Genomic DNA, 20550 nt, shown 5'->3' on the forward strand with positions numbered 1-20550 from the left:
AACGCGCAGCACGCGGTCACGGGATGGAAAAATCGTCCACGATTCCATCGCGCGATCCGGCGGCCGGTCACGGGATGGAAAAATCGGCTTATATGCCATCGCGTGACCAGCACAACACGGCACAGCGCGGCACAGCGCAACGCAACACACAACGAACGTCCCCGAAAACGCGGAAAGCCCCGCGCGAGGCGAGGCTTTCCACATAAAGCGCGTGACGGCATAGCCCGTCGCGCGATCAGCCGAAGCGGCCGGAGACGTAACGCTCGGCCTCTTCGTTCTGCGGGTTGTTGAACATCGTGGTGGTGTCCGCGAAGTACTCGAGGTGACCCGGCTGGCCCACGGCCTTCAGGTTGAAGAACGCGGTGTAGTCGGCGATACGGGCGGCCTGCTGCATGTTGTGGGTCACGATCACGATCGTGTAGTCGCCCTTGAGCTCCTGGATCAGGTCCTCGACGGCGAGGGTCGAGATCGGGTCCAGAGCGGAGCACGGCTCATCCATGAGCAGCACCTGCGGGTGCACGGCGACGGCGCGTGCGATGCACAGACGCTGCTGCTGGCCGCCGGACAGGCCGATGCCCGGGTTGTCGAGACGATCCTTGACCTCGTTCCAGAGGTTCGCGCCGCGCAGCGCCCACTCGACCAGATCGTCCGCGTCGGACTTCGAGATCTTGCGGTTGTTCAGGCGCACGCCGGCGAGCACGTTCTCGCGAATCGACATCGTCGGGAACGGGTTCGGACGCTGGAACACCATGCCGACGTCACGGCGCACGGACACCGGATCCACGTCCTTGTCGTACAGGTTCTTGCCTTCGAGCAGCACCTCGCCCTTGACGTGGGCGCCGGGGATGATCTCGTGCATGCGGTCGAGGGTGCGCAGCACGGTCGACTTGCCGCAGCCGGACGGTCCGATGAACGCGGTCACCTTGTTCGGTTCGATGTTGATGTTCACGTCTTCCACGGCGAGGAAGTTGCCGTAGTAGATGTTCAGATGGTTGACATCAATGCGTTGTCCCATGTGAATTTCCTTGTTTGATAGTTACCGAAGTTCTTGCATCGTGATCAGCGGTCAGCCGCGTCAGCGTTCGGACTTGACGGCGAAGACCTTCGCCACCAGTCGGCCGATGCCGTTGAGGATGAGGACGATCAGGATCAGCACGAGTGCGGCGGCCCACGAACGCTCCATAGGAATCGTGGTGACGCAGGCGGCGGTCGCGTTGGCCGGGCAGTTCGCGTTGAGCTTGGAGTACTCCTGGAAGACGTACACCGGGAGCGTGGTCATCTTGCCGTCGAACAGGTTGAAGTTCGTGGACGCGATGTAGCCGGCAGTCATGAGCAGCGGCGCGGTCTCGCCGATCACTCGCGCGATGGCGAGGATGCAGCCGGAGACGATGCCCGGCAGGGCGGTGCGCAGCACGATCTTGGTGATCGTGCGCTGCTTGGTGACGCCGAGCGCGTACGATGCCTCGCGCAGGTCGCCGGGGACGATCTTGAGCATTTCCTCGCTGGACTTGACGACGGTCGGCAGCATCAGCAGGGAGAGCGAGACGGAACCCGCGAAGCCGTTGACCGAACCGGGGCCGACGAGGATGGTGAACATCGAGAACGCGAACAGGCCGGCGACGATGGACGGGATGCCGCTCATGACGTCGACGAGCAGCGTGATGGTCTGCGCGAGCTTGCCGCCGTGCGCGTATTCGACGAGGTACACGGCGCACAGCAGGCCGATCGGGATGGAGATGACCATGGCGCCGAACGTAATCTCGAGCGTGCCGATGATCGCGTGGAACACGCCGCCGTAGCCGCCGGACGGGGTCGGGTTGCCGCCGACCACGCCGGTCATGTTGAAGCTCAGGAAGTTGAGGTTCAGTCGCTTGAGGCCGTTGACGAGCGTCGTCCAGAGCACGGAGATCAGCGGGATGAGCGCGATCACGAACGCGAGCGCGATGAGCACGCGCATGATGAGATCCTTGCGCTTGCGGGACGCGATGAACGAACGCGACGGCTTGAACTTGTCGAAGTCGATGACGGGCGCGCCTTCGAGCGACGCCTTGGGATCCTGGGTCAGGTCAGCCATCATCCCACCTTCTTTTCCGTGATCTTGCGGGCGACGTAGTTCACGACGAACGTGATGAGGAACAGCACCAGACCGGTGCCGATCAGCACCGACACGCCGAGGTCGTTGGCCTCAGGGTACTGCGCGGCGATGTTCGCGGCGATCGTCTGGTTCTGCGAGGCCTGCAGCAGCTTGAACGAGTAGTTGAGGCCCGGGGACAGGATCATCAACACGGCCATCGTCTCACCGAGTGCACGGCCGAGACCCAGCATGGAGGCGGACACGACGCCGGACTTGCCGAACGGCAGCACGGCCAGCTTGACCATTTCCCACTTGGTCGCGCCGAGCGCGAGGGCGGCCTCCTGCTGCAGGCGCGGGGTCTGCAGGAAGATGTCGCGCGACAGGGAGGTGATGATCGGCAGGATCATGACGGCGAGCACGACGGCCACGGTCGCGACGGTACGCGACGGGTTCGCGGCAGGGCCGGCGAACAGCGGGATCCAGCCGAGGTAGGTCGCCACCCAGTTCCAGAACGGGTAGATGGCCGGCACGAGGATCAGGCCGCCCCACAGACCGTAGATAACGGACGGGATGGCGGCGAGCAGGTCGACCACGTAGCTCAGGGCTGTGGCGAGCTTCTTCGGCGCGTAGTGCGAGATGAACAGTGCGATGCCGATCGACACCGGGAACGACAGCAGCAGCGCGAGCGCGGAGACAAGCACCGTACCGAAGAGCAGCGGGCCGACGTACTGCCAGAAGCCGTTGGCCTTGCCGCCGGTGAAGTCGGCGATGGTTTTGCTGTTGTCGGCCTGGTTGCCGCCGATCAGCGGCCACGCGCGGAAGAGCAGGAAGAGGAACACGGCGGCGAGCACCACGAGGATCAAGATGCCGCAGGCGTACGCGATGACGCGGAACACCTTGTCGGCGGTCTTGCCGCTCGCAGCTGGCATCGTGGCCGCTGCTTTGTCTTGCGAACTCACAGGTTCTCCTTATTATCTGGGCGATGTGCGAGTGAATCGCATTCGGAGCCTGACCGCCTGTAGGCCGCAGCCGCGTGATGCGACTGCGGCCTACAGGATTTCACTTCAGTCAGCGTCCGGATGACCGGTTCACTTGGTCTTGATGGCCTCGATGGAAGCGGCGTCCTTCTGGGCGATGGAGTCCGGCAGCGGAGCGGAGCCGGCGGCCTGGGAGGCGGCCTTCTGACCGTCGGAGCTGGTCACGTAGGTGAGCCAGGACTTGACGAACTCAGCGGTCTTGGTGTCCTTGTACTGCGGGCAGGCGATCATGTAGGAGACCAGCACGATCGGGTAGGCACCCTCGGTGGTGGTGGCGTGGTTGATCTTGACGACCACGCGGTTGTCACCCTTGACGGAGGAGTCAAGCTCGGAATCGTCGATGACCTTGGTCGCGCCGTCAGCGGAGATCTCGCTGTACTTGTCGCCGACCTTGACAGCCACGGTACCAAGGTCGCCGACCGCGGAGAAGTCGGCGTAGCCGATGGTGCCGTCGGCCTGCTTGACGGTGTTCACGACGCCCGAGGTGCCCTTGGCGCCCTGGCCGACCTCGTTCGGCCAGTTCTCGGACAGGTCGTAGGACCATGCGTCAGCGGCCTGATCCTTGAAGTAGCTCACGAAGTTCTGCGTGGTGCCGGACTTGTCGGAACGGTGCACGACGGTGATCGCGGTATCCGGCAGATCGAGATCCTTGTTCTGGTCGGCGATGGCCGGATCGTTCCACTTGGTGATCTTGCCGTCGAAGATCTTGGCGATGGTGGCGGCATCCATGTTGATGTGCTTGCCGGCATCGGAGACGCCCTTGAGGTTGAAGATCACGGCGATCGGGGAAATGTAGACCGGGACGTCGAACGCGGTGGTGTCGGCGGCGCACACGGACTTGGAGTTGTCCACATCGTCGTCGGCGAGGGCCTTGTCGGAGCCGGCCCACGCGGTGGCACCGGTCAGGAAGGTCTTGACGCCGGCGCCGGAGCCGGACGGATCGTACGCGATCTTGGCGTCCGGGTTGGTGCCCTGGAAGCCGGCGACCCACGCCTCGACGGCGGCCTGCTGCGAGGAGGCGCCAGCGCCGTTGAAGTTGCCCGAGATCGGCTCGGACTTGGAGGTGGTATCGGAAGAGTTGTTGGAAGAACCGTTGTCGGTGGAAGCGGTGGTGTTGTCACCGCAGGCAGCGAGGGAAGCCAGCATCGCGATGCCCGAAATGGCCGCGATGGAGCGGAAAAGCACATTCTTACGCATGTCTATTTCTCTCTATTCTGTCAATATTCTTTTTGACAGTTCAAGGTTATGGGAGATTTTGGGGGTCGCCGGCCAAAATCGGTAAACGTAAGATGAACAGTTGCCAATCAATACGACTACGCCCCGGCTACGTCGTTTTGACGTGCCGGGGCGTAGCTGACGCGAAGCGTCACTCCGTCGGAGCGTCGATCTTGTATCCCAGGCCGCGCACGGTCGTCAGGTACTTCGGATGCGCCGGATCGACCTCGATCTTCGACCGCACGCGCTTGACGTGCACGTCGAGCGTCTTCGTATCCCCCACGTAATCCGACCCCCAGATGCGGTCGATCAGCTGGTGCCGCGTCATCACGCGACCCTTGTTCTGCATAAGGTATTCAAGCAGCTCGAACTCCTTGAGCGGGAAGAACACGTCCTCGCCGCGCACGGTCACCTGATGCTGGCCGATATGCATCACGATGTCGCCGCAGGTCAGCGGCACGTCGCCATCCGACCCGCCGGACACCTCGGCGACCATCTGATTGCGGCGCAGCACCGCGCGGATGCGCGCCAGCAGCTCGCGGAACGAATACGGCTTGGTCACGTAGTCGTCCGCACCGATCTCGAGGCCGACGACCTTATCGATCTCCGCGCTTTTCGCTGTGAGCATGATGATCGGCACGCGGCTCTGTTCGCGAATGCGCCGGCACAGCGCGGTGCCGTCCAGCCCCGGCAGCATCAGGTCGAGCAGGATCAGGTCGAAGCCGCCTTGCGTGAACAGTTCCAGTCCCTCTTCGCCGGTCGCGGCGGCGGACACGTCGTATCCCTCGCGCGTCAGCTGGTACACCAGCGGTTCTCGATAGGATTCCTCGTCTTCGACAATGAGAATGCGGGTCATAGCTTGTTCTTGTCCTTGTTTCCTCTTCGGTTGTCGTCTCGTCCCGGCACCGGCGACGATCGCACTGCTGAGGCAATATCGTAGCCGCTTGGTGAATCGAATATGACGAACTTCCTAAACTACGTAACCAATCGCCCGCACTATATCGGACGCGGATCAACGTAGTCACGCGGCCGCGTGGCCGGAATCGTCCGGTTTCCGCCGTTCGGCAACGGGCAGTTCGATCGTGAACGTCGATCCCTCGCCCTCGCGCGACCACACGGCGATCGTGCCGCCGCACTCCTGCACGCAATGCTTGGTGATCGCGAGTCCCAGACCGGAGCCGCCGGTCTCGCGCGACCGCGCCGGGTCGACGCGGTAGAACCGTTCGAAGATGCGGCCGAGCGATTCAGCAGGAATGCCGATGCCCTGATCGACCACGCGGATGGTGACCTTGCCGTCGCGGTCGTCGACGCCGATCGCGACAACCGTATGCGCCGGCGAATAGTGGATCGCGTTTTCGACGAGATTCTTGACGGCGGTTTTCAACGATTCGGCGTCGGCCATGACGGTCACGTCGGCTGCGGACGCGTCGGACGACGCGTTCGTCGTTGCATCCGTTGCGTCCGTCGCGACTGCCGTCGTGTCCGTCGTATTCGTTGCGTCGGACACGACCGTCGGCACGGCGACACCGCGCAGCGTCAGTCGCAGATCGATCGACTTCGCGTCGGCCTGCACCTGGTTCTCACCGATCGCCGCACGCACGACGTCCATCACCGACACCGGACGCATGGCGACCACGCCCTCCATTGACTGCGCCTTCTGCAGATCGATCAGACGATGGACGAGTTCAGTCAAACGGTTCGATTCCTTCGCCACGCGACCGGAGAAGTACCGCACGGCGTCCGGGTCGTCGGCGGCGTCGGTGATCGTCTCGGCCAGCAACGAGATCGCACCGGCCGGCGTCTTCAGTTCGTGCGACACGTTCGTAACGAAATCGCGACGCATCGCCTCGAACCGGCGGCGTTCGCTCATATCGACAAGGAAGACCGCGTACAGGCCGTCAACCACGCGGCCGATGCGCACACGCAGATACAACGTGTCGGACGGCACCTCCTGACCGGGTTGCACGCCGCGGCCGAGCTGCACGCCGTTGCGACGCGTGCGGTCGGCGGGCAGATGCACTTCACGCTCGCGCGTCTGGCCGTCGGCGACGACCAACGACAGGATGTCGGCGATGTCGGCGGAATTGAGCCGGCCGTTGTCCATCAGGCTGAACGTGCGGGCGCCGGGGCTGGCGTACCGCACATGGCCGCGCCCGTCGCACACGAACACCGCCTCGGGTGCGACCTCGATGAGGCCGCGTTCGGCGGCGCGCACCGGCACGTCCTCGCCGAACAGGGACTGACGGTCGGTGTCATGCAGGATCGCCTCGACCTGCCGCTCCCCCTGCTGCCGACCGAACGTGCGACCGAGCGCGTATGCCACCGCCACGACCGCCGCGGCCAACACCATGATCAGCACGATCTGCCACCACGTCATGTCAACATCCTCCCGCAACGCGTCCGAACAATACGGTTCCAGCGTAATGGGCCGGCGGCGTACCCGGCGAACGATACTACGTAAGTTCAGCGTTTGTTCATGTTGCGGCGCGCGTTCTTTCCCAAGACGCGTTCCCCAGCGTCATGCCTTCACCCTTCAACGGACAACCAGCCGATTCCGGCACGTAAATCGGCTGGTTGTCCGTTGAAGGAAAAGGACTCATCCCGAGACGCGTTCCTCGACGATATGAGCCACTCTTTCTAACGGACAACCAGCCGATTTCCCTACCTGAATCGGCCGGTTGTCCGTGAGAAAGAGAAGCCCGTATTCCCCGAGATGCCCTGAGGCACATTCCTTGGTACTATGCCCCCTCTATCCCCTAACGGACAACCAGCCGATTTACCCATCGTTATCGGCTGGTTGTCCGTTAGAGACGAGGAGGCAGGGGGGACGGGAAGGACCGCGGGAAGGGAGGGTTACAGACGCTTGAGGATGTTGACCGCGAGACGCGCAGCGGTGTTCGCGTACTCGGTGATGTCGAACTCGCGGAACACCTCGTAGTCAGTGTCGGCGTTGTCGCTCAGCGCGCGGATCACCAGCGCGGGCACGCCGTTGCGCGCCGCCACATGCGCGACCGCCGCACCCTCCATCTCCACCGCGTCGGCGCCGGTGTCGCGAATGGTCTTCTCGACCTGCTCCGGCGAATCCACGAAATAGTTTCCCGACGCGATGATGCCGGTGATATGCGTGATGCCCATCTCGTTCAGCGCGGCATCGGCGAGCGCCAGCAGCCGGTCGTCGGAATGGAACTCCTCCACCGGCGCGTCCTCCGTGCCGGGCGCCCACTGGCCGACGAGCCGCATGTCGGTGTCGAGGTAGCGCAGCGTGCCGCCGAGCACCACATCGTTGACGTGCAGATGCGTGTTGAGGTTACCCGCGATGCCGGAGAAGATGACGGCGTCCGGCCGGTACGCGTCGATGAGGCGCTGCGTGGTGGCGGCCGCGTTGACGAGACCCATGCCGCCGACGGTCGCGGCGACGGTGATGGTCTCGCCGGCCGCAGTTTCGATGGTGCCGCGCGACACGTCGAGGCCGGCGGCGCGGTCGTGTTCGACGTGGTCCAGCGCACCGGCGATGAGCGCGACTTCCTCGGTGAGTGCGCCGATGATGGCGATGGTGGTCATTTGGGTTCCTTTCCGTTTCTCAGGTCACTTCCAGCGGCGGGTGGACACGGCGGCGGCCAGCTCACGCAGCAACCGCTCCGTCTCCTCCCAACTGATGCATTTGTCGGTGATCGACTTGCCGTACACCAACTGGTCGAGCGGCGCGGCGGGCTGGTTGCCGCCTTCGATGAAGCTCTCCATCATCACGCCGGTGATGCCGGTCTCGCCGTCGGCGATGCGCCGCGCGATGTCGCGCACCACCTCGGCCTGCCGGTGTTCGTCCTTGCCGGAGTTGCCGTGCGAGCAGTCGATGATCAGCCCGTGCGCGGCGGCGGAATCGGCCGGCATCATCGCACGGATGTCGTCCATCGCGCGCCGCACCGACGCCGCGTCGTAGTTCGGCCCGTCTATCGACCCGCGTAGCACGACGTGGCAGTCCGGATTGCCGAGCGTCTCGACCGCACATGCGCGGCCGAGATGATCGATCCCGAAGAACGTGTGCTGCTGCGCGGACGCGAAACAGCCGTTCACCGCGGCCTTGACCGACCCGTCGGTCGCATTCTTGAAGCCGATCGGCATGGACATGCCAGAGGCCAGCTGCCGGTGCACCTGCGATTCGGTGTTGCGCGCGCCGATCGCACCCCAGCTCACCGCGTCGGCGATGAACTGCGGGCTGGTCGGCTCCAGGAACTCGGTCGCGGCGGCCAAACCTTCGTTCAGCACGCCAAGTAGCGTCTTGCGGGCGAGCAGCAAGCCCTTACGGATGTTGTGCGTGCCGTCGATGTCCGGATCGTTGATCAGGCCCTTCCAGCCGACCGTCGTACGAGGCTTCTCGAAGTACACGCGCATGACGATGAGCAGTTCGCCGTCCAGCTCGTCCATGACCTTCGCCAGTCGGTGCGCATAGTCGAGCGCCGCGGTCGGATCATGCACCGAACACGGGCCGACGATCACCAGCAGGCGGTCGTCCTGGCCGTACAGGCAGGCGCGGATCTCGTCACGCGAATAGGCGACGATCTCCTGCGCGGCCTTGTCGAGCGGCAGTTCGGACAGCACCTGCGCGGGCGTCGGCAGTGGCTCCAATTCGAGGATGCGGCGGTTGACGATGCGGCTGACGCCGACCTGATCCTCCCAGCGTGGCACGTCGGTGGCGACGAGCGGGTTCTTGCCCTCGTCCATCGCCTGACGGATGGCGCGCAGTTCCTCGGGAGTGTTCAACGGCTGCGGTCCGACGTGCAACGGATGCCCGGCGCCCGCATCGCCCGATGCCGCTCCCCTGGCGGGACCGGCCGCCCCCATGTTCTTCTGCTGCTGCATGATGCTCCTTTAATTCCTTGATCTTCCCCAAGGATAAGGAATCACGGGAACAAATGGGCGGTCTTCGACGCAGCCGAAGTGCCGTGCATGCCGGTGCGGACGCCGGTTAAGAAAGCCGCCCGAGGGGCTTTCTGCAAACCGAGAGGCAGATTCCCGACGGAAACGAGGTCTTTCCGCAAACTGAGAGGCAGCTGCACCGGTCGAAAACACGCAAAACCCCGTAATCATACCCCCGTACCAGGGCACTCAGGGCCGGTTTGCAAGAGACACTGCCTCTCAGTTTGGAGAAAGACCCCCGCACACGGCGAAATCTGCCTCTCGGTTTGCGGAAAGACCGCACCACGAATCGGTCAGGCAATGCCGGCCGGACGATGCTCACCGAGATCAGGCGGCACGGCGCTGTGCGGCGACCGCGTCGGCGAGCGTGTGCAGCAGCTGCTCGGTACGATCCCACGGCACGCACGAATCGGTGACCGACTGGCCGTACACGAGCTGGTCGAGCGGCGCGGGCTTCTGATGCCCGGCCACGAGGAAGCTTTCCATCATCACGCCGAGGATGCCCGGCTCGCCGGCCGCGATGCGCGAAGCGATGTTCTCCACCACCTCGGCCTCGACCTTCTCGTCCTTGCCGCAGTTGCCGTGCGCCGCGTCGATGACGAGGCCGTGCTCGCTCGGGCCGGACGCCTTGGACTTTTTGAGGTCGGCGAGCGCCTTCGCCACAGACTCGGCGTCGTAGTTCGGGCCGGTGTTGGAGCCGCGCAGCACGAGGTGGCAGTCGGGGTTGCCCTTGGTTTCGGCGGAGATGACATGGCCGTCGAGGTTGATGGACAGGAAATGGTGTTCGAAGGCGGCCGTGTAGCACGAGTCGGCGGCCGGTTTGATCGAACCGTCGGTGGCGTTCTTGAAGCCGATCGGCATGGACATGCCGGACGCAAGTTCGCGGTGCACCTGCGATTCGGTGTTACGCGCGCCGATCGCGCCCCAGCTGATGAGGTCGCAGATGTACTGCGGGGTGATCGGGTCGAGCCATTCGGTCGCGGTCGGCAGGCCGAGGCTCAGCACGTCGGTGAGCACCTTGCGGGCGAGCCACATGCCCTTGCGGATGTCGAACTTGCCGTTGAGATCAGGGTCGTTGATGAGACCCTTCCAGCCGATCGTGGTGCGCGGCTTTTCGAAGTACACGCGCATGACGATGAACAGGCGGTCGCTGAGCTCCTTGTTGACCGCGGCGAGCTTGGTCGCGTATTCGTGCGCGGCCTTGGGGTCGTGGATGGAGCACGGTCCGACGATGACGAGCAGACGGTCGTCCTTGCCGTGGAGGATGTCGCGGATCTGCTGGCGCGATCGCAGGACGAGGTCGCTCATCTCGTCGGTGAGCGGGAGCTCCTTGAGGAAATAGCGGGGGGCGGGGATCGGGTCGAGCTGGCGGATGTTCACGTCGACCGTTTCGGGAAACACGGCGTTCTTGCTTAAGCGACGCTCGTCCTCGGAACTGTTCGGACCGCGAAGACCTGCCATCGTGATGCTCTCCTCTGCTTCTGCCTTATCTGCGTATACGTATAGCGATACCGAACACAGGATAGTCGAGGGGGGCGGGATTGGGGTAATCCGGGACTGGAATGTGGATATGAATGCGGGTCGTTTGCGGTCGCGCCGACGCGCCGCATGCGTACCGTACCGTACGCATGCCCCACAATGCGCGTGGTGGTTTTCGCTCGCTGAGCGCGTGCTCAGCGAGCGAAAACCACCACTACTGCACCACGATATAGTCACGGGATGGTAATCGGACAGTATTTTCCATCCCGTGCACGGACGACCGGTCACGCGATGGCACAATCATACGGAATTACCATCCCGTGACCGCGCAAACCGCGAAAAACAGGTCACGGGATGGAAAACGGATCGGAATTACCATCCCGTGTCGTATCGCCGGATCACGCGATAGCATTCCGTCCGATTATGCCATCGCGTGACCTCGTCATTGATATGAAAAAGCGCACGCGATGGAAAATCATCGTTCGATGCCATCGCGTGCGCTAACGACCGGTCACGCGATGGCAGAACACGGTGAAATGCCATCGCGTGCACAGGCCGACCATAAGGTCAAACCCATCGGCTTCCCGGCCCATCGTCCCATCGTCCCATCAGCCGGGAAGCCGGGAAAACAGCCCACCGGACTGTTTTCTATTTCCGGCTTCTCGCGTATCGGCCGACGCACGCTTCGCGTGCTACTTGGCCAATGCGCCCATCGGATCCCACGCCGGGAGCATCGTGGCCGGCTCGTCGAGCGCGGCCTGGTATTCGGCCGGGAGCATCGCCTTCGGCACGGCGACCTCGTAGACGTACTCGGTGAACCAGTCGTCGCTCATGGTGAAGTAGCCCTTGTCGGCGATCTTGTCGCCCCACGAGTTCTCCACGCGCCAACGGCGGGTGGTGGTGCCGTCCTCGGCCACGTCCACGCCGACGAACGCCATCGCGTGGTTCATCGCGGAGTCGCAGTAGCGCACACGGTCTTCCTTGTTGAGGTCGAAGTCCACGTCGTACACGCGGCCGTACTCGAACAGGTCGGTCGCCCACGCGCCGGACTCGCGGTCCATGAACGGGCCGCAGTCCGCGCCGAACCACACCGGGATGCCCTGCTCCTGCAGGATCGTGCGCACGCAGTCCTTCATGAACTGGTTCGGCACGTTGAGGTACTCGGTCGGGTCGCCGCCTGCGACGTTGCCGAGGTGCTCGATACCGATCTTCTTGCCCTTGGCGTGCTCCTGGCGCGGATCGTCCACGAGGCACACGTAGCTTTCGAGATCGGCGGAGCCGACGTACTTCTTCCAGAACTCGACCGGCGTGATCTCGCCGTCGCGGTGGAACTCGCCGTCCTTGTCGGTCCACTCCCAGTCGAAGGAGACCGGCGGCTCACCAAGGTGGATGGTGAGGATGCGGTGACCCGCGGCGGTCGCGTCGGCGACGATCTCGGCGGTCTTCGCCTCGTCGCCGGCGGCGGCGAACAGGTGCGCGACGGCGGTGTGCAGCATGTGGCGCAGCTGCGTGTTCATCGGGCCGGTGTTCTTGGAGGACTCGGTCTCCGGGAACAGATCCTTCGGCACGGCGCCGTACTTCTTATACACGTTCATGGCCATGGTCCACTGGCCGCCGTCGCCCATCACGTCGTCGAGCAGATGCTTGATGAGGCGGGAGTCGTTCGGCTCGCCCGCGGCCACGAGGGCGGCCACGTCCTTGAGGAAGTAGTTGACACGCTCGAGCTTGTCGTAGTACATCGCGTAGTTCTGCGAGAACTCGAACTCCTTGAGTCCCATGTTCTTCTTGGCGACGAAACGCGCGACGTTCAGCGAGCTGAACAGCCAGCAGCGGCCGGAACGATCCTGATGCGTGACCTCGCCGTTGTCGACGACGGTCGAGAAGCGGCGCTGCAGCAGACGTGCGCGGTCGTAGTTGCGGGCGACCTTGTCGATGCCGGCCGCGGTGACGGCGTTCATGGCGAGACGGTTGGTGCCGTCCGCGTCGAATTCGTCGCGCAGCTTGCCCAGCGCGTCGGCGCTCAGTGCGGTGATTTCGCTCATGCGTTCTCCTTTTTCAAGGCCTTGTGGGCCATACACAATGCACGGCACCCCGTAACCGGCCGATCCGAGTCACGAATCAGTCGGCGCACGGGGTGCCGTACCGCTGACAAACAGCTTTATTTTACTCGATGATGGTACCGATCACTTCGCGGCGTCGGCCGGGGTCGCATCGCCGTCCGACTGCGCATCGGCGGCCTGCTGCGGAGCCGGCGCATCGGCAGCGGCAGCGGTCTCGTCGGCCGGCGCCTCGGTGGCCGCGTTGAAGCCGCCGAACGCGTTGGCGAACATGGCGCGCAGTTCGACCACATGCTGCGTGATCGTGGACTCGCGCTGCTGCAGCTCCTTGATGTGCGTGTCGAGACCGTCGATCTCGGACTGCGCGGCCTTGCGGCGCTCCTCGATGTGCGCGGCGGCGTCCTGATCGGCCTTGCGCAGGATCTCGGCGGCCTTGGCGTCGGCCTCCTGATGCTTGGACGCGGCGTATGCGTCAGCCTCCTGACGCACGGTCTTCGCCTTGGCGACGAGCTCGTCGGCCTCCTGCTTGGCGGCCTTGCGACGCTCCTCGAGATGGTCGAGCAGGTCGTTGACCTTCTTGGTGGCCTCGTCCTGCTGGGAGGCGATGTCGGCGCGGATCTGCTGCACTTCGGCGCTCACCTGGCTGATGGTCTGCGTGCGCTTGACCTCGGCCTCGTCGGTGATCTCCTGTGCCTTGGTCTTGGCGGCGTCGGTGATCTCACCGGCCTTGCGCTGCGCGTCGGACATCATCTTGGACACCTGCTCGCGCACGTCGGCGAGCTTCTTGTTCGCCTCGGCCAGCGCGGTTTCGATCTGGTCGTTGGTTTCGCTCTTGAGACGAGTGATCTCCTCGTTGGCGGACTTACGCTGTTCGGCGATCTTCTGCGTGGCCTCGGTCTTCATGTCGGCCAGCTCACGCTCCTGCGCGGCACGTTCGGACGCCATGCGCTTGTTGTGCTCCTCGCGCGCGTTGCTCAGCTCGAGGTCGGTGGACTGACGCTGCTCGGACACGATCTTCGCGGTTTCGGCGCGCAGCTGGGCGGCGTCCTCCTTCGCGGCGAAGGTGGCCTTCTGCGCCTTGTCCTTGGCGTCCTTGAGCAGGGCGTTCGCCTGCGCGTTGGCGTCGCCGACGATGTGCTGAGCGTCGAGCTTCGCGTTGTTGATGAGCGTCTCGGCCTGAGCCTGAGCGGCGGCGCGCGTGGCGGCGGCGTCCTGCTTGGCGCGGTTCAGCAGCTCGTTGCTGGTCTGCTCGGCCGACGCGAGCATCTGCTGCGCGTTCGCACCGAGCGAGGCGAACGATCCCTTCGTGCTTGACTTCTTCTTGCGCTCCTCCTGCAGCTGGGACTGCAGCTGCAGAATCTGGTCGTCATACTGCTTGACCTGCTCGCGCAACGACACGAGCGTGTTCTGCGCGGTCTCGAACGCCTCGTCCACCTTTTCCTTGTCGTACCCGCGCAACACGATCGGGAAACGATCCACCATGCTTGTATCCTTTCACCGTCTTTCGACGCCCCGCGCCCCCGGCCGGGGGCAACCCACAACGGGTACTCTAGCGCATCCGAGCTGAACACATGCTGGATGCGCGGCATCCACACAGAAGTCGCAATCTCTGTACGAATCGCCGGTCGAAATCTCCTGTGATTGTCCCCCGAAACGCCGCGACTTGCAAGCGCCGCGGCGCAATGGTTCGGATAGTGTCGCGCACGGGTTCGCATGGCGACCCGGCCGTTGCGCCGGGCCATGGAATCGGCCGATGAATCGATTGACGCATCAGCCGCATGCGTCAGTCGATAAGGATGTCCCCGGACGACGGGCTACGACGGTAGCGCACGGCCTCGCGCACCACATCGCGCACGGCGGCGACCTGTCGGTCGAGCGGCAGCCCACGCCGGGCGACGCCGTGGTCGAATCCGCGCGCGGCGACCCGTGGCAGACTCACGAACCCGCCGAGCACCTGATCCTGCGTGGCCGTCCAGTTGAGCAGGTTGTAGAACAGCGAGTTGCATACGAACGTGCCGGCGTCGGAGCTGAGCGCCGCGGGAACGCCGTCGCGGGCGAAGTCCTTGAGGATGGAGCGCAGCGGCAGCCGCGTCCAGTAGGCGGCGGGGCCGTTCGGGTTGATCGCCTCGCGGCGCGGCGTCGCGTTGTCCGCGTCGGGCCGGGCGGCGTCCATGAGGTTCGTGGCGCAGCGTTCGAGCAGGATGCCGCGCGCCGTGTGCTTGAGTCCGGTGGCGATGACGATGTCGGGATGCGTCGTGTCGATGACGTCGCGCAGGGCCGGCCATGCGTTGGCGAAGCTGACCGGCAGGGCGACGGCGCGCACGTTCACCTGCACGCCGGCGAGCGGATCGTCGTACGTGCCGTCCGATGCCGCGCCAAGTCCCTGTTCGGCGAGTACGCGCGGCACTTCGACGGCGGGATTCACGTCGATGCCGTCGTAATGGTCGAATCCGGAAATCACCACGTTGATCTGCTGCATGATGCCCAGTCTACCGGCCTTCGCAGTGGCGCGCGGCGGACGTGCGACCGAGCGTACCGGCGAGCGGCCGCACGGTCGCATGGACATACTGACGCAAGGCCAGCGTACCGTCAGCGCATGCGATGCGCGGCCTCGGCGAAGATCGCATGCATGCGCGCCTTCGCCTCTTCGCGGGTCATGTGCTGGCCCGGCGACGCGACGTACGCGCGATCGTCGGCGCCGGTCAGCGCGTCCACGTCCGCCGGCACGGTTGTACCGGCCACACCGCCGAGCCGCTGCCGCGCGATGCGTTCGGCGATCGGCAGATCGGCCAACGTCGTGATCTTCAGATTCGACTCGCTGCCGTCCACCACGGCGACGGACGACTCCGGCAGATAGTCGACGACCACGCGCGTGTCGTCGGTCGGATGGAATCCGGGATCGGCCGACGCCAGTTCGTACGCATGACGGATCGTGTCGAAACGAAACGCCTGCGGCGTCTGCGCACGGAACGTATGCGGCCGGTCCGGCACCTGCCGCACGATCTTGCGTCCGTCGCGGAACTCCGTAAGCAGTACGGTATCGGTGCTCGCGTACGCGACGGTCGCCGCGTCGAGCTCGTCCAGCGCGTCGATGCAGCCGTCGATCGACGACTGTTCGACGAACGGACGCACCGCATCATGGATGAGGATCTTCGCGTCGGCCGGAATGCCGGCGTCGGCGAGCGCGCCCAACGCGGCCGCGGTGCTGTCGACGCGCTCCGCACCGCCGTCGATGATCATGCGGACCTTCGGATAGCCGGCGTCGTCGATGAGCCGTTCGACGGTGGTGCGCACGGTCGGATTGACCACGACGATGATATCGGTGACGCGCGGGTTCGATTCGAACGCCTCGATGCTCCAGCAGACGATCGGCTTGCCACCGACGGCCACGAGCTGCTTGGGGTTGTTCGGATCGAACCGCGTGCCGAAGCCGGCCGCCAGCACGACCGCCACCACGGGGACGTTGGATGCTCTCTTGCTCTGACTCATACGCACCACCGTAATTCGCACGGGGACAACTGTGACGCGCGCCACACCAGTTCTGCACGGAATATGCGCGGTTCGAGGGCGCTGCGGTCGTCGCGGGCGGGGGATGACTACTGGAGCATGATCAGCGCGAGCAAGCGGCCCTCGTGCGTCTTGCCGGCGAGCGCGGCGCGACGATGCGAGTACCACAGCGGGTTCTCGAGCGTGCACATGCTGTGCTGCACGGCGCCGATGCGGTCGGCGAGCGCGGTCGGGCCTTCGCCGTCCGTCTCGCACAGCGCGGCGAGTTCGGGATCTGCCTCGAGATACTGGGTCGCGGCGTGCACGCGCGGCATCGAATCGACGAACTTGCTGACGCCGGCGAACGCGAGGTCGATCATCGCGGCTTCGGCGATGTCGATGCCGGCGCCGCCGAAGCGGGTCTGCGTCTTGGTGAGCGGGAAGCGCTTCTGGAACGTGTCGGCGATGTCGTCGCCCACTTCGTAGCAGTCGCCGCAGATGCGCGGGCCGAGCGTGGAGACGATACGCTCGCGCTGCGCGCCTTTGGCGACCATGAGGTCGACGGTCGAGCCGATCACGCCGCGTTCGAGGCCACGACGGCCGCAATGCGCCGCGCCGATCACGCCGGCGACCGGATCGGCGAGCAGCACCGGCAGGCAGTCGGCGGCGAACATGCCGAGTGCGATGCCCTTGCGGGTCGTCACCTGGCCGTCCGCTTCGACCACGGTCGGCTGCTGGCCGGCGCCGGCGTCGGTGTCCGCGGCGCCGGACACGTCGAAGCCGAACGGCGTATTGAGATGCCACGACTCGTCCACGTCGACGGCCGTGCCGGAATGCACCTGGCTCACCAGCGACAGGCCGCAGCCGATCTGCTTGGCGAGCGCCACGCGGTTCGCCAGCATGGCGGCCGGATCGTCGCCGGATTTGCCGCCGAGGTTGCAGTTGCCGTAGTCGCCGGCGCTGACGCCGCCGAGGCGCGTGGTGTAGACGACCGTCACGCCGGGGGCGAGCGCGATCGGGATGGTCACCGGGATCGGGTTGCCCTGCTCGTCGGTCGGGCTGATCGCGTTGCTGTCGAGGATCTCGTCGTCATGCTGCGGTTCGTTGTTCATCGCGTTGCTCATGGTTCCCATCCTAGCGGGGCGGTTCGTCTCCCCTTTCGCGTGGCGGTTTTCGCTCGCTGACGGGACCGTCAGCGAGCGTTTTCCGCCACGCAGACACGTGCGTGGCAGGAACGACTCGCCGAACGCCCTCCCCGTGAGCCATTTCCGCCACCCGTACGATCTCGTGGCAGGAATGTCTCGCTGACGTGTTCGTCAGCGAGACATTCCTGCCACTGCGGACGGGCGACGCACGATCCCGCCACCGCATGCCCGGCCAGGCCGGATCACAAGCCGAACCGCGCCGCAAGCCGTACCGGCGCCCGTCTACACTGATCTGGTGCTTAACGACGAATCAATCCTTTCCACAACCCCGGCTACCGCTGCGTCACCACTGCCGCGCCGCCGCAAACCCGAGGTACTCGCACCCGCCGGCAACCTGCGCGGACTCAAGACCGCGGTGGACTTCGGCGCGGACGCCGTCTACTGCGGCGGCAAGGCGTTCGGCATGCGCTCCGCCCCGAAGAACCTGAGCCTCGCCGACTTCGAGGAAGGCGCCCGCTACGCCCACGAACGCGGCGCCCGCGTGTACGTGACGCTCAACGTGCTGCCGCGCAACGCCGAAGTCGAGGCGATGCGCGAATACATCGGCCAGCTCAAGGACACCGGCATCGACGCGATGATCGTCACCGACATTGGCGTAATGATGATGGCGCACCAGATCGCGCCCGACGTGGAACTGCACGTCTCCACGCAGGCCGGCGTGACCAACTACGGCGCGGCGCAGGCGCTATACGAGTTCGGCGCGCGCCGCGTGGTGCTCGCACGCGAGATGGACTTGCAGGCCGTGCGCGACATCCGTGCGCGCATCCCCGACGACATGGACATCGAATGCTTCGTGCACGGCGCGATGTGCATGGCGTTCTCCGGCCGCTGCCTGTTCTCCAACTATCTGACCGGCCGCGACGGCAACCATGGTGAATGCGCGCAGCCGTGCCGCTGGAAGTATTCGATCGTCGAGGAAAAACGGCCCGGCCAGTACTTCCCGATCGAGCAGACCGCGGAGGGCGCGTATCTGTTCAACTCGCAGGACATGTGCATGCTCGATCACATCGACGACCTCATCGACTCGGGCGCGACGAGCCTGAAGATCGAGGGGCGGTCGAAGTCGGCGTATTACATCGCGGCGATGACGAACGCGTACAAGATCGCGGTGAACGAGTACATGGTGCAGCGCGGGTTCGAGGATGCCTCCGGCGCGATGCTGAAACCGTTCCGCGACCGGGTGATCCGCGAGGGCGACCCGGATTACGCGGAGTCGATTACCGTGGTGCCGGATGCGATCGAGCGCAACGCGGACAAGGCATTCGCGGGGATGCCGGGCGGCGATATGGGACTCGAATTCGGCGGGAACACCGATGCCGACACACCGAACGCGGAGGACACAGGCGCCACGAAGCCAGCCGAGGACGCCGCGGCCCGCGCGGCCGGCGGTTCCCAGCTTGACGACCTGAGCTATCGCGCCCGCAGCGCGCGGCGCAAGTCGAACACGGCCGAGGAGGTGCTGCCCGAAGGCTGGCATCACGCGAAGATCCGCCCAGCGGAACCGGTCACGCTGCCTGAGTGGCTGCTGGAGGAGCCCGACAAGGTCGCGCACCGCGATTATTCGACCGGCTTCTACTATCCGGAGCACAAGGTGAGCCAGAACACCGACCGTTCCGCGTATTTCCGCGCGTGGATGGTGGTGGGCGAGGTGCTCGACTGGACGCCGGACGAGGGCGGGCGAGTGACGCTGATGAGCCGCAACAAGATCGAGGCCGGCCAAGAGATCGAGTTCCTGCTGCCGGGAGAGCGCCCGTTCGCCTACACCGTGCCGGCGGGCGGATTCCGCGACGCGGATGGCCATTGGGTCGAGGCGATCAACAATCCGGCGCACGTGTTCTCGATGCCATGCCCGCATCCGGTGCCGCACAACGCCGCGATCCGCTCGCGCACGAAGAAACCGACCCTCAAGGCGGAGTAGCTGACGGCCCGACACCGCTTTCTCAAAACTGAGAGGCAGATTCGAGCCGATGCACGGGTCTTTCTGCAAAGTGAGAGGCAGCCTTTCCTCTCCATCACCCACCACACCCATCCCATAACGTCGAAACATCATGGGGATTAGAGGTGCTACAGGCGTATTGAGCTCAAAGGCTGCCTCTCAGTTTTGAGAAAGACCCGTGCATCGGCTCGAATCTGCCTCTCACTTTGCAGAAAGCCACTCAACCCGATGCGTTCCGACGTAATCAGAAAGAGCCGGTCCCCGTCACAGCACGGCGAGCGCGAAGTCGACGAGCAGCTTGATGCCGTAGAGCACGATCACGCCGCCGCACACCCGGTTGAGCACCTCGATGATGCGCGGGCTGAACTTGTGCGCGAACGCGTTGACGACCAGCGTGATGGTGAGGAACCACAGCACGGACGCGGTTTCCACGCCGGTGATGAACGGGGTGGAGTCCTGCGCGCTCAGGGTGGCGCTGAATGCGCCGAGCATAAGGGTACCGTCGATGAGCGCCTGCGGGTTGAACCACGTGACCACGCATGCGGTGCCGATGGTGTCGAGCAGGCCGCGCATGCCGAGACGCTGGGCGGGGGCGGAGGACGACGCGGTCGCGTTCGACACCGGAGCCACGTTCGCCGTCGCGTTCGTCTCGGTGGTTTGCGCCGAAGTGTGGACAACCCCGGGTTGCCACCGCTTCGGCAGCACCAGTCCCATGCCGATCTTCACGACGACGATGCCGCCGAGCCCGAGCACGATGGTCTGCAGCCATGGATGCGCCTGCATGAGCGCACCGATGCCAAAGAAGCACGACAGTGACAATGCCATGTCGAAGCAGATGACGATGACTGCGGTGATGAGCGCGTTGCGGCGCGTGCGGGTGAGCGCCGAATTGATGACGAACAGATTCTGCATGCCAATCGGCGCGATGTACGCCAATCCCATCGTCAATCCCTGCAGATAGAACCCCATGTCCACCCCTACTCAACCATTCCGATTTGGCTGGTTCATACTCACCCAGCCAAATCATCCAAACAAACCCGCATAATCCGCGAGTTTCATCGATTCCATCATGTATTCTACTGGTGTAACCGCAGTCATCAACCAGCCAAATATCACCGGACCATCCCAACCAAACCAAATCACCCGT

At 64.7% G+C, this 20550-nt stretch carries 16 protein-coding genes; 1 reads left to right on the top strand and 15 read right to left on the bottom strand.

The features are described from left to right. Positions 1-235: 235 nt before the first annotated feature. From pstB to DSM100688_RS11420, 14 genes are all read right to left on the bottom strand, one after another. Entirely contained in the window at positions 236-1015 is a 780-nt protein-coding gene (gene pstB / locus DSM100688_RS11355; protein ID WP_152359196.1) for a phosphate ABC transporter ATP-binding protein PstB, read from the bottom strand. Positions 1016-1075: 60 nt separating this feature from the next. After that, on the bottom strand, positions 1076-2074 hold the full coding sequence (pstA, locus tag DSM100688_RS11360) for a phosphate ABC transporter permease PstA (protein ID WP_152359197.1): 999 nt from the start codon (positions 2072-2074) through the stop codon (positions 1076-1078). Next, a complete protein-coding gene (gene pstC / locus DSM100688_RS11365; protein WP_152359198.1) occupies positions 2074-3033 on the bottom strand; it encodes a phosphate ABC transporter permease subunit PstC in 960 nt (319 codons plus the stop codon). The genes pstA and pstC overlap by 1 nt, the downstream gene beginning before the upstream one ends. Positions 3034-3162: 129 nt before the next feature. Then, the gene (locus tag DSM100688_RS11370; protein WP_152359199.1) at positions 3163-4308 is read right to left on the bottom strand and encodes a phosphate ABC transporter substrate-binding protein PstS; all 1146 of its coding nucleotides are present in this window, start codon (positions 4306-4308) and stop codon (positions 3163-3165) included. A gap of 169 nt (positions 4309-4477) precedes the next feature. Next, complete coding sequence (locus DSM100688_RS11375) at positions 4478-5182, bottom strand: response regulator transcription factor (protein WP_152359200.1); 705 nt, start codon at positions 5180-5182, stop codon at positions 4478-4480. A 165-nt stretch (positions 5183-5347) separates the two neighbouring features. Continuing rightward, positions 5348-6703, bottom strand: a complete 1356-nt coding sequence (locus tag DSM100688_RS11380) for a sensor histidine kinase (RefSeq protein ID WP_152359201.1) — start codon at positions 6701-6703, stop codon at positions 5348-5350. Between the two features lie 476 nt (positions 6704-7179). Continuing rightward, positions 7180-7887 (bottom strand): 5'-methylthioadenosine/S-adenosylhomocysteine nucleosidase, encoded by a 708-nt coding sequence (gene mtnN, locus DSM100688_RS11385; RefSeq protein ID WP_152359202.1) that lies wholly within the window; start codon positions 7885-7887, stop codon positions 7180-7182. A gap of 24 nt (positions 7888-7911) precedes the next feature. Then, positions 7912-9183, bottom strand: a complete 1272-nt coding sequence (locus tag DSM100688_RS11390; protein WP_420837507.1) for a 3-deoxy-7-phosphoheptulonate synthase — start codon at positions 9181-9183, stop codon at positions 7912-7914. Positions 9184-9567: 384 nt separating this feature from the next. Continuing rightward, positions 9568-10701, bottom strand: a complete 1134-nt coding sequence (locus DSM100688_RS11395) for a 3-deoxy-7-phosphoheptulonate synthase (protein WP_152359203.1) — start codon at positions 10699-10701, stop codon at positions 9568-9570. 710 nt (positions 10702-11411) lie between these two features. After that, on the bottom strand, positions 11412-12761 hold the full coding sequence (locus tag DSM100688_RS11400; RefSeq protein ID WP_152359204.1) for a C1 family peptidase: 1350 nt from the start codon (positions 12759-12761) through the stop codon (positions 11412-11414). A gap of 141 nt (positions 12762-12902) precedes the next feature. Continuing rightward, entirely contained in the window at positions 12903-14258 is a 1356-nt protein-coding gene (locus DSM100688_RS11405; protein WP_152359205.1) for a DivIVA domain-containing protein, read from the bottom strand. Between the two features lie 301 nt (positions 14259-14559). Then, positions 14560-15255, bottom strand: coding sequence for a pyroglutamyl-peptidase I (locus DSM100688_RS11410; protein WP_152359206.1), 696 nt, complete (start codon positions 15253-15255; stop codon positions 14560-14562). A gap of 110 nt (positions 15256-15365) precedes the next feature. After that, a complete protein-coding gene (locus DSM100688_RS11415) occupies positions 15366-16265 on the bottom strand; it encodes an IspD/TarI family cytidylyltransferase (RefSeq protein ID WP_152359207.1) in 900 nt (299 codons plus the stop codon). Positions 16266-16372: 107 nt separating this feature from the next. Continuing rightward, entirely contained in the window at positions 16373-17374 is a 1002-nt protein-coding gene (locus DSM100688_RS11420; protein ID WP_152359219.1) for a purine nucleoside phosphorylase YfiH/LACC1 family protein, read from the bottom strand. 382 nt (positions 17375-17756) lie between these two features. Here DSM100688_RS11420 and DSM100688_RS11425 point away from each other — a divergent pair, with 382 nt between their 5' ends. Further along, complete coding sequence (locus DSM100688_RS11425) at positions 17757-19385, top strand: peptidase U32 family protein (protein WP_152359220.1); 1629 nt, start codon at positions 17757-17759, stop codon at positions 19383-19385. 282 nt (positions 19386-19667) lie between these two features. On the opposite strand, the gene DSM100688_RS11430 is transcribed toward DSM100688_RS11425, so the two are convergent. Beyond that, complete coding sequence (locus DSM100688_RS11430; RefSeq protein ID WP_152359208.1) at positions 19668-20372, bottom strand: LysE/ArgO family amino acid transporter; 705 nt, start codon at positions 20370-20372, stop codon at positions 19668-19670. Positions 20373-20550 lie beyond the last annotated feature (178 nt).

This window comes from Bifidobacterium ramosum (assembly GCF_009299505.1).
Lineage (GTDB): Bacteria > Actinomycetota > Actinomycetes > Actinomycetales > Bifidobacteriaceae > Bifidobacterium > Bifidobacterium ramosum.